The following is a 13167-nucleotide window of genomic DNA, read 5'->3' as shown; positions in this document are numbered from 1 at the left end:
AGAAAATAAAGTATCTGTCAAAAATGATAGGTAAATGTATTGTGATTTTTTATCATGTTGTATAGAAAGATGTACATATGGCCTACAATTGAATAAGGAGGAAGAGTTTTGGTAGAGAATCAAGTGAAAAAGAAGCGTAGACGCATTTTTTTATTCTCGATAATTGCACTGCTTTTAGTTTGTGGCTCAGTCTATGCGTATATTTCATCCGCATTAGGACCGGTTGATAGCGGGAATAAAAAAGAGATTGAAGTAGAAATTCCAAAGGGATCATCTACTAGTAAAATTGGTGAGATTTTAGAAGAAAAAGGTGCTGTGAAAAACGGTACAGTTTTTAGTTTTTATACAAAGGCTAAATCTAAAAATTTACAAGCGGGTACATATTTATTAAATCCTTCAATGAGTGCAAAAGATGTTATTGAGCAAATGTCATCTGGTAATGTACATCGTCCAGCTCTTTATAAAGTGACGGTAAAAGAAGGGGCACAAGTAACTGAAATTGCAGAAACGGTTGCAAACGAATTAAAGTGGAATAAAGATGATGTTGTACGTCAATTAAACGATAAAGTATTTATTCAAAAAATGCAGCAAAAGTATCCCAAGCTGTTAACGGATAAAATCTTTGATAGCAATATTAAATATCCATTAGAAGGTTATTTATATCCTGCGACGTACTCTTTCTATAAAAAAGATACAACTTTGGAGGAAATTGTCATTCCGATGCTTGAGAAAACGAATGCAATCATTGTTCAAAACGAAGCAAAAATGAAAGCGAAAAACTGGGATGTTCATCAGCTTTTAACATTGTCTTCACTTATTGAAGAAGAGGCAACAGGCTTTACAGATCGTCAAAAGATCTCTAGTGTCTTTTATAATCGTTTAGCAAAAGGTATGCCGCTTCAAACGGATCCAACGGTATTATATGCACTTGGAAAGCATAAACAACGTGTGTTATACGAAGATTTAAAGGTTAACTCACCGTACAATACGTATGTTGTGAAAGGATTACCTGTCGGTCCGATTGCAAACTCTGGCAAACATTCAGTGGAAGCGGCGTTAGAACCTGCGCAAACAGATTATTATTATTTCTTAGCTGCACCAACTGGTGAAGTGTATTATGCGAAAACATTGGAAGAGCATAATGCATTAAAGCAAAAATATATTACGAAAAAGCAGTGAAATGGGGAGGGATAGTGAAAAAGGTCGCATATCCCTCTTTTTTGTGGTAAAATATATCGGGTTAAAAACTGGCAGAAGAATCGTTTTTAATATCAAAACGGGACGTACAAGCTAAGGATAAAGCTGGCTTGTATTTTTATTGCATTCTATGTGTGAAAAGACGTCATAGAGGCACTTCTCCATGTAAATAAGGAGGACCATTATGGAGGATGCAGTTAACGAGTACCTATTATCATTTATTGATCCGAAAGATAAATTAATTCTTGAAATGGAAGACTATGCGAAAGAAAATCATGTGCCAATTATGGATCGACTTGGAATGGAATTTATGTTGCAATTTTTACGTTTAATTGGACCGAAGAGCATTTTAGAGCTAGGTACAGCAATTGGCTATTCTAGTATTCGTATGATGCAAGCTATTCCAAATTCTCGCATTGTGACAGTTGAGCGCAATCGCGATCGATATGAAAAAGCACTTGAATATATAGAACGTTCACCAGTTAAAGAACGTATTTCCGTTATTTACGGTGATGCGTTAGAAACAGGCGAGCAAGTAGAAGAACATGGAACATTTGACGTTATTTTTATTGACGCAGCAAAAGGACAATATCGTCGCTTTTTTGACTTATATGAACCGTTATTAAATCCTGGTGGCGTAATTATTTCAGATAATGTTATGTACCATGGTCTTGTAACAACGAAAGAGAAAATTGAAAACAGACGTACACGTGGTTTAATCCGTCGTATTAAGACGTACAATGAATGGCTTATGAACCATGAAGGATATGATACAACGATTTTCCCAATTGGTGATGGAGTAGCTGTTAGTAAAAAGAAAGGGTGACCAAGGTATGAAGAAACCAGAATTGTTAGTAACACCAAAAGCAGTGGCGGATATCGAACCTCTTGCGAAAGCAGGAGCAGATGCGGTAATGATCGGTGAGCAAAAGTTTGGTTTACGTTTAGCAGGGGAATTTTCACGTGAAGATGTGAAACAAGCTGTGAAGATTGCACATGAAAATGGTGTAAAAGTATACGTAGCAATGAACGCTATGTTCCACAACGATAAAGTAGAAGAATTAACAGACTATGTTGCATTTTTAAACGAAGTACATGTAGATGCAATTGTTTTCGGAGATCCAGCAGTATTAATGGCGGTTCGCGAAGTAGCGCCAAATATGCAATTGCACTGGAATACAGAAACAACAGCAACAAACTGGTTTACTTGTAACTACTGGGGACAAAGAGGAGCAAAACGTGCTGTATTAGCTCGCGAGCTTAGCTTAGATGAAATTGTTGAATTAAAAGAAAATGCTGAAGTGGAACTTGAAGTGCAAATTCACGGTATGACTTGTATGTTCCAGTCGAAGCGTTCGTTAGTAGGAAACTACTTTGAGTATCAAGGACGTCATCTTGACATCGAAAAGAAAAAATATGAAGAGAATATGTTCTTATATGACCCAGAGCGTAACAATAAATATCCAATTTATGAAGATGAAAATGGTACTCACATTATGAGTCCAAATGATATTTGTTTCATCGATGAGTTAGAAGAGCTAATTGATGCTGAAATTGATAGCTTAAAAGTTGATGGTGTACTAAAAAGTTCTGCATACATTATTGAGGTAACGAAGAAATATCGTAAAGCAATTGATTTATGTGTAGAAGATCGTGATGCGTATTACGACGTGAAAGACGACTTATATAAAGAGATCGAAGAAATGCAACCGGTGAATCGTCCGTTAGATACAGGATTCTTCTTTAAAGAGACGGTTTACTAAACGAGGAGGGTGTAGGAAATGACTGTACAAGAAATTTCACGAGTGATCGATGGCAAACGCGTTATTGTGAAGAAACCTGAACTGTTAATCCCTGCGGGTAACTTAGAAAAATTAAAAGTAGCTATCCATTACGGGGCAGATGCTGTATATTTAGGTGGACAAGAATTTGGTCTTCGTTCGAATGCAGGTAACTTTACACTGGAAGAAATGGCAGAAGGTGTGGAATTTGCAAAGAAATATGGAGCAAAAATATATGTAACAACAAATATCTTTGCACATAATGAAAATATGGACGGGCTAGAGGAATATTTAAAAGGGATTGAAAAAGCTGGCGTAACGGGAATTATCGTTGCTGATCCGCTTATCATTGAGACTTGTAAACGTGTAGCGCCTTCTGTTGAGGTGCATTTAAGCACACAGCAATCACTATCCAACTGGAAAGCAGCACAGTATTGGAAAGAAGAAGGTTTACATCGTCTTGTATTAGCTCGTGAAGCAAGCTATGAAGAAATGAAAGAGATTAAAGAAAAAGTGGATATTGAAATTGAAGCATTCGTCCATGGTGCAATGTGTATCGCATATTCAGGAAGATGTACGCTAAGTAACCATATGACAGCGCGTGACTCTAACCGTGGTGGTTGTTGTCAATCTTGTCGCTGGGATTATGATTTAGTTCAAACAGTATCACAACATAAAGATGCAAAAGAGCTTCCTCTATTCCAAGAAGAAGATGCTCACTTTGCAATGAGTCCAAAAGACTTAAATTTAATTTTATCAATTCCGAAAATGATTGAAATTGGAATTGATAGCTTAAAAGTTGAAGGACGTATGAAATCAATCCATTACGTAGCTACTGTAGCGACAGTATACCGTAAAGTAATTGATGCATATTGTGCGGATCCTGATAACTTTGAGTTTAAACAAGAATGGTTAGATGAGCTTGATAAATGTGCAAATCGTGATACAGCTCCTGCATTCTTTGAAGGGGTTCCAGGACATCAAGAGCAAATGTTTGGAAATCATAGTAAGAAAACAACGTATGATTTCGCTGGTTTAGTGTTAGATTATAATGAAGAAACGGGCATCGTAACGATTGAGCAACGTAATCATTTCAAACCAGGACATGAAGTGGAGTTCTTTGGGCCAGAAATAGAAAACTTTACGCAAACGGTGGAGAAAATTTGGGATGAGGATGGAAACGAATTAGATGCAGCGAGACATCCGTTGCAAATCGTGAAATTCAAAGTGGATCAACCAGTGTATGTGAATAATATGATGCGCAAAAGCATACTTCAATAAGAAAGAGTGATAGTCGAATGGGGACGAATAAGCCTGTTGTAATTGGAATTGCTGGTGGTTCAGGGTCAGGTAAGACAAGTGTAACGAAAGCGATTTTTGACCATTTTAAAGGTCATTCCATTTTAATCTTAGAGCAAGATTATTATTACAAAGATCAAAGCCATTTACCAATGGAAGAGCGTTTAAAAACAAATTATGATCATCCATTAGCGTTTGATAATGATTTGTTAATTGAACATTTGCAGCAGTTGCTTGCATATAAACAAGTAGAGAAACCTGTATATGACTATACATTGCATACGCGTTCAGATGAAATTATTCCAGTTGAGCCGAAAGATGTAATCATTTTAGAAGGAATTCTTATTTTAGAAGACCCACGTCTTTGTGAGTTAATGGACATTAAGTTATTCGTTGATACAGATGCTGACCTTCGTATTTTACGCCGCATGCAGCGTGATATTAAAGAACGTGGTCGTACGATGGATTCAGTTATTGATCAATATGTAAATGTTGTACGTCCAATGCACAATCAATTTATTGAGCCTTCTAAGAAATTTGCGGATATTATTATCCCTGAAGGTGGACAAAACCACGTTGCAATTGATATTATGGTTACAAAAATTGCAACAATTCTTGAACAAAAAGTAAATTTGTAATAGCATAGTAAAAGATATACGGTAGGAAGGGATTTTTTCCCTTCCTATCGAATACAATGAAACATGCAACCTCATCTATATATAGGTGAGGGCATATTTATATCAACTTTCCATACATATCTTCTTTATATAAAGAAGAATTGGGAATACGGGGTTGTATGTGACAACTCCGCTAGTACAGGCGTGCTAGAAACCTCCGCTTTACATATAAGCGGGGGAGTTTTCATATGGAACTCCTCTTTTTTTCGGGGGATTGGTATATAAAAGGAGTGGAAAATATGGCAACAGAAAAAACATACCCTATGACGCAAGAGGGTAAGCAAAAGCTAGAGAACGAACTTGAGGATTTAAAAACGGTAAAACGTAAAGAAGTTGTAGAGCGCATTAAGATTGCACGTAGCTTCGGAGATCTTTCTGAGAACTCTGAGTATGATGCAGCGAAAGATGAGCAAGCGTTCGTAGAAGGACGTATTACACAATTAGAAAACATGATTCGTAACGCAGTTATCATCACAGATAACGGTGAAGAATCTACAGTTGTTACATTAGGTAAAACAGTAACATTTAAAGAACTACCAGATGGAGATGAAGAAGCTTACACAATCGTAGGTAGCGCAGAAGCAGATCCATTTGAAGGAAGAATTTCTAACGATTCTCCAATCGCAAAAAGCTTATTAGGTAAGCAAATTGGCGAAAAGGTAGCAATCCAAACTCCAGGTGGAGAAATGCAAGTAGAGATTATCTCTGTAAAATAAAAAAAGATTCTCCTATCGGGAGAATCTTTTTTTTCTGTAGAATTTTATGTAACCTTTAGAGTGATTCGACAAAAAAAGTCAAAAAAATACTTTAAGCTTTGATATTATAATTAGAGACTATAGGTTTTAAAAGGGAAAAGGGGCTAATTATGAAACATAAAATCTTTACGGGATTAGTTTGTAGTATATCCATATTAGGACTTGCTGCATGCGGAACGAATGAGGAAACTACATCATCAAAGGGAGAAAAGGTCAAGCAAGAAGAAAAAAAGGATATTAAAGCAACTGAGGGTTCAAAAACCTTAGAAACTCCGCAAGGTAAAAAGGAATTTAATGATTTTGATGTAGCGTATCAATTAGCTATTGTGATGAAAATATTTCAAGATGTAACGATTAAGTACGATTATGCGATTGGGAATCCAGATTATTTATTGCGAGATTCTATGGATCAAAAAACAATAGATGATATGAAGAATATGTTACAAGAACAGGCGAAGAATAATGATAAGATTTTAAAAGATGAAGTGAATCAAGCGTATACGTATTTAAAACAATCAAAAGTAAGTAATAAAGATGATATTCAAAAAATAATAGATGCACAAAATAATTATTTACATATTGTAGATAAGATGATTACTTGTATTGATTCTGTAACAGTTGAGAATGCAAAAGAAAAAAGAAATGAAATGGATAATTTCAGTAAGGAATATTTAAAAGTAGCTGCTAATGTAACAACTACTGTAATTGAAGTTGCTAAAAACACTGGAGTGAATGAAACTGAATTTAGATCGCTTCTTATGAAATTTTTAGAAAAACCAAAGAAACAATAATAGCCTTATATAATATCTATTTTTATTTCGGAGCTTGTATAAATAAAATAGTACCTCGTCTAAACTACAATAGACGAGGTGTTTTTTATGAAAATAAAACGGAGAATTACAATTGTTTTAATTTGTTTTATATGTGTCATGTTTATATTACTTTGTCGTTTAATTCAAATACAAATTATCGATACGGAATCATTTACGGATCGTAAGATTAACTTAATTGAAAAAAGTGTTACACAACGGACGCAATCCATTACGGTAGATGATGGACGCGGCCATTTTATAGATCGTAATGGTAAGGAGATAGGTGAGAAAAAGTATCCTGTTTTAATTGTTTTTCCATTTCTACAATTAAAAAATAACATGTTGGAGAAAATTGCGCATATCATTGGTATGTCGAGACAAGAGATTGAAAGTCAAATGAAACATAAGAAAAGTGCATTTATCCTGCAAAGAGGAAATGAACCACTTCGCTTGGAACGAGAGCAGATGGAGAAGGTGAATCAATTAAATGTATTAGGCATTGTAGCAGCTGAAGTTCGTTTGCGACAAACTAGCATGATGAATCATTTAATTGGTGATGTGGGTGAGAATGAGCGAGAATTTCAAAAACGATACGGAGAAGTTAGAAAAATTTCAAAACAAACACCGATTGGCATTTCAGGATTGCAGCAATCATTTGATGAATTTCTTTTGACCGATGGAGAGGCAAAAGTATTGTATCAAGTGGATCGGCAAGGAGAACCGATTTTTGGAAAACAAGCGAAATATACATCGCCTGGAAATCCGTTTTATCCAGTGACGATTCAAACTACTTTACATAACGAGTTACAGAAAAAAGCAGAAGAAGTAGTTGAAGCAAGTGAAATTAAGAAGGGAGGAGTAGTGCTACTTGATGTAAAGAAAAATGAAATTTTAGCAATGGTTAGCAAACCAGCTGTACAGGTGAAAGATGAGAGTTTATATAAAACTACACTTGAAAATCAAATGTTAACACCACACTTTCCCGGTTCTGTTTTTAAAACAATAATTGCGGCGGCAGCGATTGATCAGAATGAAAATGTTTTTAATCGCGTATTTAATTGTAATAAAGATTTATATGGTGAAGATCACCCACAAGTTAGGATGGGGACACTTAGTTTTAAAGAGAGCTTTGCTAGAAGCTGTAACAGGACATTTTCAGAGTTAGGAAATGAGCTAATACAAAAGGATAAGATGGTGTTAGAAACTTATGTAGAGGCTTTAGGAGGCGCTGAGAAGGTTGGATGGAGAGGTTCTGTATTTCACACAACTCATTTTGAGCAAATGCCAGAGGAGAAAAGTGTTACGATTTGGGGGAGTGAAGGAAATAAGAATAGTAAAAAAGCGGTAGCGCAAACAGCAATTGGACAGAAAGATGTACGTATGTCACCTCTAGCGATTGCAAATATGATGGCGACGATTGCTAGAGGGGGAGAAAAGATGGAAGTGAAAGCTGTTGAAAAAATAATGTATAAAAATGGAACGGATTTTTATACATTTGAAGACCATACATTAGGTGGAAAACAGCTTTCATATGAAACAGTGAAAACATTACAAAAGTTATTAAGGAGCGTTGTAACAACGGAAAAAGGCACAGGATCAGCATTCAAGTCGTTACCACTAAGTATCGCTGGAAAATCTGGGACAGCACAAACAGGAAAAGGAACGAAAGAGAATCGATGGTTTGCAGGTTATTTTCCATATGAAAATCCAAGGTATGCTTTAGTTGTCGTGGATATAGAAACGAATAGCGATGTAAATAAAGTTACACCTATTTTCAAATCTATTGTAGAATCAATCTATCGATTAGAGAATGAAAAGTAATCTTGCAATTCATAGTAAAATGTTTTCATTTCATGAAAATATTATTGTAAATGTTCAACCTTTCTAGATTTAATGTTACAATAGCAAGTATGAAAAACTGCATGGAGGTTTGAAGAATGGCAGGAGGATCTAGATTCCAACAGAAACAACAAAAACGTCGTCAAAACGGTGTTTTAAATATTGCAATCGCTATTGTACTAGTAGCAGTAGCTATTGTAGCATATCAATTGTTTGTTCCTGACACGAAAGAGCAAGCGTCTTCTAGCGATAAAAAGGTAGCTCAGCAAACAACGAAAGAGAATAAGTCTGAGAAAGCTAAAGGCAAAGAAGAGACGAAGAAGAATGAACAAGAGAAAACAGAGGCTAAGAAGAAAGAAGAAGAAGAGAAGCTAAAGGCTGAAGAAGAACAGAAAAAAGCTGAAGAAGAAGCGAAAGCTAACGAGAAAGTACCAGCTGAAAAAACACAGCCAAAGGCAACTGACGCTTATACGAAACCTTCTTGGAAGCCAGTAGGCACAGAGCAAGGTGCAACACCTGCGATGACGTTTAAAAAAGGTACAGCAGATTGGAATGAGATGAATCAAGCGATTTCAGCTGCAATTGACGTTCCAGTAGAGCAATTAATTATTCATCGAATCGGAAATAACGGTAAGAATAAAGCTTACGGTAACGTACAAGATAAACAAACAGGTAAAAGATATTATGTAAATATTGATTGGGTAGACAATGAAGGCTGGAAACCAGTACTTGTTCAAACTCTAAACTAAAAAAGAGAAGCTCCTAAGGAGCTTCTCTTTTTTAGTTAGCGTAATTTCTTTAATTTAAAATGAACAACCGCGCTATAATATGGTCTTTTACTTTCAGGATCCATAACCATTTGATGCGAGATGTGATGAACTTCAAGCATAAGTGCTTTATTATTATCGATTTGTTCACTGATTTTACGTTCTAAAGAAGCTAAGTCTCCCGCTTCAAAAAATTCTACTTTATCTTCTAACATTTCAAAGGTAAATGACATGAAGACGGCCCCTCTCCTATGTAATCAACTATAGTGTAACAAAGAAAAGAAGGAAATACCATGTACATTTCAATTGACATTTTTAGAAAGAGGGAATATCATACTGATAAAACCGATAAGAAAAAGGGGAATTTTTATGGGTACAGAATTTAATGGTTTATTTGATGAGTGGGCTCATACGTACGACTCATTTGTACAAGGCGAAGATATACAATATAAAGAAGTTTTCGCCCATTATGAGGACATTCTAGAGGATGTAGTTAACAAGTCATTTGGTAACGTATTAGAATTTGGTGTCGGTACAGGTAATTTAACAAATAAATTATTACTTGCTGGCCGCACAGTTTACGGTATAGAACCGTCACGTGAAATGCGCATGATTGCAAAAGAGAAATTGCCAAAAGAGTTTTCCATTACAGAAGGTGATTTTCTTTCGTTTGAAGTCCCGAATTCCATTGATACCATAGTAAGCACCTATGCATTTCATCATTTAACAGATGATGAAAAAAATGTAGCGATTGCGAAGTATAGTCAATTGCTAAACAAAGGTGGTAAAATAGTGTTTGCTGATACGATATTTGCAGATCAAGATGCATATGATAAAACTGTTGAAGCAGCAAAACAAAGAGGTTTTCATCAGTTAGCAAACGATTTGCAAACGGAATACTATACACGTATTCCAGTTATGCAGACTATTTTTGAAAACAATGGCTTCCATGTAACGTTTACGAGATTAAATCATTTCGTGTGGGTAATGGAGGCAACTAAGCAATAGAAAGAGGGATTAGATTGAGAATTGCTGTAATTGGAGCAATGGAAGAAGAAGTACGTATTTTACGTGATAAATTAGAACAAGCAGAAACAGAAACGGTTGCGGGTTGTGAATTTACGAAAGGGCAATTAGCAGGACATGAAGTAATCTTGTTAAAGTCTGGTATTGGTAAAGTAAACGCAGCGATGTCAACGACAATTTTATTAGAAAGATATAAGCCTGAAAAAGTCATTAATACTGGTTCAGCTGGTGGCTTCCATCATTCTCTAAATGTTGGGGATGTCGTTATTTCAACAGAAGTTCGTCACCATGACGTAGATGTAACAGCATTTAACTATGAGTATGGGCAAGTACCAGGGATGCCGCCTGGATTTAAAGCTGATGAAGCATTAGTTGCATTAGCTGAAAAATGTATGCAGGCAGAAGAAAATATTCAAGTTGTAAAAGGTATGATTGCAACAGGTGATTCATTTATGAGTGATCCGAACCGAGTTGCAGCAATTCGTGATAAATTTGAAAACCTTTATGCAGTAGAAATGGAAGCAGCAGCTGTTGCACAAGTATGCCACCAATATGAAGTTCCGTTTGTTATCATTCGTGCACTTTCTGATATTGCTGGTAAAGAATCAAATGTTTCATTTGATCAATTTTTAGATCAAGCAGCTCTTCATTCTACAAACTTTATCGTAAAAGTACTAGAAGAGTTAAAGTAATGTAACAAAAAGGCAACTGTCTCATATAAAGAAAATACATACAGTTGCCTTTTCTTTATTGGCAAATAAGGGGGAGAACACGATGAATGTATATCGTGGAGTTCATGAGTTAATTGGTCATACACCAATTGTGGAAATTACTCGTTTTTCACTTCCAGAAGGGGTCCGTTTATTTGCAAAGCTTGAATTTTATAACCCAGGCGGAAGCGTTAAGGACCGATTAGGAAGAGAATTAATCGAAGATGCGCTAGAAAAAGGGCTTGTTACAGAGGGCGGAACAATTATTGAACCGACAGCTGGAAATACTGGTATTGGACTGGCACTCGCAGCGTTACAATATGATTTACACGTTATCGTTTGTGTACCAGAGAAATTTAGCATTGAAAAACAAGAATTAATGAAAGCACTAGGCGCAACGGTCGTGCATACGCCGACTGAGCAAGGAATGACCGGTGCAATTGCAAAAGCAAAAGAGTTAGTAAATGAGATACCGAATTCATACTCTCCAAGTCAGTTCGCAAATGAGGCAAATCCTCGTGCATATTTTAAAACATTAGGACCTGAACTGTGGGACGCATTGAATGGAGAGATTAACATATTTGTTGCTGGAGCAGGAACTGGCGGTACGTTTATGGGGACTGCATCTTACTTGAAAGAAAAAAATGTAGATATAAAAACGGTTATTGTGGAACCAGAAGGATCTATTTTAAATGGTGGTAAGGCTGGTTCACATGAGACCGAAGGAATTGGACTGGAATTTATCCCGCCATTTTTGAAGACATCTTATTTTGATGAAATTCATACGATTTCTGATCGAAATGCATTTTTACGAGTGAAAGAATTAGCGCAAAAAGAAGGACTTCTTGTTGGGAGCTCTTCAGGAGCAGCATTTCATGCAAGTTTACTTGAAGCAGAGAAAGCGGCGCCAGGTACAAATATTGTAACGATTTTTCCTGATAGTAGTGAGCGCTATTTAAGTAAAGACATATACAAAGGATGGGAATAAAAAATGAGAGCAAAGACAAAGTTAATTCATGGTATTCGCATAGGAGAACCTTCAACTGGATCTGTAAATGTACCGATTTATCAAACGAGTACGTACAAACAAGAAGCAGTTGGTAAGCATCAAGGATATGAATATTCACGTACAGGAAACCCAACACGTGCAGCTTTAGAAGAAATGATTGCGGTATTAGAAAACGGCTATGCTGGTTTCGCATTTGGTTCAGGAATGGCGGCTATTACAGCTACAATTATGTTGTTCTCAAAAGGTGACCACGTTATTTTAACAGATGATGTGTATGGCGGAACGTACCGCGTGATTACGAAAGTGTTAAACCGCTTCGGTATTGAGCATACATTTGTAGATACAACAAACTTAGAGGAAGTTGAAAAAGCGATTCGTCCAAATACGAAAGCGATTTATGTAGAAACACCAACGAATCCGTTACTAAAAATTACTGATATTAAAAAAATATCTACTCTTGCTAAAGAGAAAGATTTATTAACAATTATTGATAACACATTCATGACGCCATATTGGCAGTCGCCAATTTCTTTAGGAGCAGACATTGTACTTCATAGTGCAACGAAATATTTAGGAGGTCATAGTGACGTAGTTGCAGGTTTAGTAGTTGTAAATAGCCCGCAATTAGCAGAAGACCTTCACTTTGTACAAAACTCAACAGGTGGCATTCTTGGCCCGCAAGATAGTTTCTTACTACTTCGTGGTTTAAAAACATTAGGAATTCGAATGGAAGAGCATGAAACGAATTCACGCGCAATTGCTGAGTTTTTAAATAACCACCCAAAAGTAAATAAAGTATATTACCCAGGCCTTGAGTCACATCAAAACCATGAACTGGCAACAGAACAGGCAAATGGATTTGGTGCTATTATCTCATTTGATGTAGATAGCGAAGAAACATTAAATAAAGTACTTGAGAGATTACAATACTTTACGCTGGCTGAAAGTTTAGGAGCAGTAGAAAGTTTAATTTCTATCCCCTCTCAAATGACGCATGCATCAATTCCAGCAGATCGTCGTAAAGAATTAGGAATTACAGATACATTAATTCGAATTTCTGTCGGTATTGAAGACGGAGAAGATTTAATTGAAGATTTAGCACAAGCGTTAGCATAGTAAAAATGCACTGCTAGTATAGGCAGTGCATTTTTACTATATTAATTTGTGAAATATTTCACAAATTAGACAAACACAAATAAAATAAATTCATGTATATTAAGTTCATGAAGTGTTACTCACGAACAAACTTGTGAAATATTTCACAAACAATGAGGTTCATGTAGGAAAGCAATTCT

At 36.0% G+C, this 13167-nt stretch carries 14 protein-coding genes; 13 read left to right on the top strand and 1 reads right to left on the bottom strand.

Annotation, left to right across the window (positions count from 1 at the left end; translation table 11 throughout):
- Positions 1-108 precede the first annotated feature (108 nt).
- The 9 genes from mltG to BGI23_RS21135 all read left to right on the top strand — a co-directional run bounded on the left by mltG (position 109) and on the right by BGI23_RS21135 (position 9109).
- Positions 109-1179: an endolytic transglycosylase MltG gene (gene mltG / locus BGI23_RS21175; RefSeq protein ID WP_070806864.1), complete on the top strand. Its 1071-nt coding sequence runs from the start codon at positions 109-111 to the stop codon at positions 1177-1179.
- 202 nt (positions 1180-1381) lie between these two features.
- Positions 1382-2023, top strand: a complete 642-nt coding sequence (locus BGI23_RS21170) for an O-methyltransferase (RefSeq protein WP_000389089.1) — start codon at positions 1382-1384, stop codon at positions 2021-2023.
- A 7-nt stretch (positions 2024-2030) separates the two neighbouring features.
- Positions 2031-2960, top strand: a complete 930-nt coding sequence (locus BGI23_RS21165; RefSeq protein WP_000742781.1) for a peptidase U32 family protein — start codon at positions 2031-2033, stop codon at positions 2958-2960.
- An 18-nt stretch (positions 2961-2978) separates the two neighbouring features.
- A complete protein-coding gene (locus BGI23_RS21160; protein ID WP_000217969.1) occupies positions 2979-4259 on the top strand; it encodes a peptidase U32 family protein in 1281 nt (426 codons plus the stop codon).
- A 17-nt stretch (positions 4260-4276) separates the two neighbouring features.
- Positions 4277-4915 (top strand): uridine kinase, encoded by a 639-nt coding sequence (udk, locus tag BGI23_RS21155; RefSeq protein WP_000537087.1) that lies wholly within the window; start codon positions 4277-4279, stop codon positions 4913-4915.
- A 278-nt stretch (positions 4916-5193) separates the two neighbouring features.
- Positions 5194-5670, top strand: coding sequence for a transcription elongation factor GreA (gene greA / locus BGI23_RS21150; RefSeq protein WP_000179963.1), 477 nt, complete (start codon positions 5194-5196; stop codon positions 5668-5670).
- Positions 5671-5819: 149 nt separating this feature from the next.
- Entirely contained in the window at positions 5820-6500 is a 681-nt protein-coding gene (locus BGI23_RS21145) for a hypothetical protein (protein WP_000680874.1), read from the top strand.
- 87 nt (positions 6501-6587) lie between these two features.
- Complete coding sequence (locus tag BGI23_RS21140; RefSeq protein WP_070806863.1) at positions 6588-8342, top strand: peptidoglycan D,D-transpeptidase FtsI family protein; 1755 nt, start codon at positions 6588-6590, stop codon at positions 8340-8342.
- Between the two features lie 116 nt (positions 8343-8458).
- On the top strand, positions 8459-9109 hold the full coding sequence (locus BGI23_RS21135) for a YrrS family protein (protein ID WP_000897107.1): 651 nt from the start codon (positions 8459-8461) through the stop codon (positions 9107-9109).
- A 35-nt stretch (positions 9110-9144) separates the two neighbouring features.
- Here the strand turns inward: BGI23_RS21135 and BGI23_RS21130 are convergent, their stop codons facing one another.
- Positions 9145-9360, bottom strand: coding sequence for a YrzA family protein (locus BGI23_RS21130; protein WP_000010984.1), 216 nt, complete (start codon positions 9358-9360; stop codon positions 9145-9147).
- 136 nt (positions 9361-9496) lie between these two features.
- Between BGI23_RS21130 and BGI23_RS21125 the strand changes: the two genes are divergently transcribed.
- The 4 genes from BGI23_RS21125 (at position 9497) to BGI23_RS21110 (ending at position 12988) form a co-directional block, all read left to right on the top strand.
- Positions 9497-10135 carry a class I SAM-dependent methyltransferase gene (locus tag BGI23_RS21125; RefSeq protein WP_000536319.1) on the top strand — a complete coding sequence of 213 codons (639 nt, stop codon included), beginning with the start codon at positions 9497-9499 and terminating at the stop codon, positions 10133-10135.
- Between the two features lie 14 nt (positions 10136-10149).
- Positions 10150-10845 (top strand): 5'-methylthioadenosine/S-adenosylhomocysteine nucleosidase, encoded by a 696-nt coding sequence (gene mtnN, locus BGI23_RS21120; RefSeq protein ID WP_001217039.1) that lies wholly within the window; start codon positions 10150-10152, stop codon positions 10843-10845.
- A gap of 82 nt (positions 10846-10927) precedes the next feature.
- Positions 10928-11851, top strand: coding sequence for an O-acetylserine dependent cystathionine beta-synthase (locus tag BGI23_RS21115; protein ID WP_070806862.1), 924 nt, complete (start codon positions 10928-10930; stop codon positions 11849-11851).
- 3 nt (positions 11852-11854) lie between these two features.
- Positions 11855-12988, top strand: a complete 1134-nt coding sequence (locus BGI23_RS21110) for a bifunctional cystathionine gamma-lyase/homocysteine desulfhydrase (protein ID WP_070806861.1) — start codon at positions 11855-11857, stop codon at positions 12986-12988.
- Positions 12989-13167: the final 179 nt, after the last annotated feature.

The sequence above is a fragment of the Bacillus sp. ABP14 genome (genome assembly GCF_001831375.1).
Classification (GTDB): Bacteria; Bacillota; Bacilli; order Bacillales; family Bacillaceae_G; genus Bacillus_A; species Bacillus_A paranthracis.
The sequence above is the reverse complement of the archived record's forward strand: the minus strand, read 5'-3'. Positions and strand labels throughout refer to the sequence as shown.

Coding starts and splice junctions, on each gene's coding strand:
- BGI23_RS21130 (WP_000010984.1), bottom strand. CDS start 9,360: ATGTCATTTACCTTTGAAATGTTAGAAGATAAAGTAGAATTTTTTGAA.
- udk (WP_000537087.1), top strand. CDS start 4,277: ATGGGGACGAATAAGCCTGTTGTAATTGGAATTGCTGGTGGTTCAGGG.
- BGI23_RS21165 (WP_000742781.1), top strand. CDS start 2,031: ATGAAGAAACCAGAATTGTTAGTAACACCAAAAGCAGTGGCGGATATC.
- BGI23_RS21110 (WP_070806861.1), top strand. CDS start 11,855: ATGAGAGCAAAGACAAAGTTAATTCATGGTATTCGCATAGGAGAACCT.
- BGI23_RS21125 (WP_000536319.1), top strand. CDS start 9,497: ATGGGTACAGAATTTAATGGTTTATTTGATGAGTGGGCTCATACGTAC.
- BGI23_RS21135 (WP_000897107.1), top strand. CDS start 8,459: ATGGCAGGAGGATCTAGATTCCAACAGAAACAACAAAAACGTCGTCAA.
- BGI23_RS21160 (WP_000217969.1), top strand. CDS start 2,979: ATGACTGTACAAGAAATTTCACGAGTGATCGATGGCAAACGCGTTATT.
- greA (WP_000179963.1), top strand. CDS start 5,194: ATGGCAACAGAAAAAACATACCCTATGACGCAAGAGGGTAAGCAAAAG.
- BGI23_RS21115 (WP_070806862.1), top strand. CDS start 10,928: ATGAATGTATATCGTGGAGTTCATGAGTTAATTGGTCATACACCAATT.
- BGI23_RS21140 (WP_070806863.1), top strand. CDS start 6,588: ATGAAAATAAAACGGAGAATTACAATTGTTTTAATTTGTTTTATATGT.
- BGI23_RS21170 (WP_000389089.1), top strand. CDS start 1,382: ATGGAGGATGCAGTTAACGAGTACCTATTATCATTTATTGATCCGAAA.
- BGI23_RS21145 (WP_000680874.1), top strand. CDS start 5,820: ATGAAACATAAAATCTTTACGGGATTAGTTTGTAGTATATCCATATTA.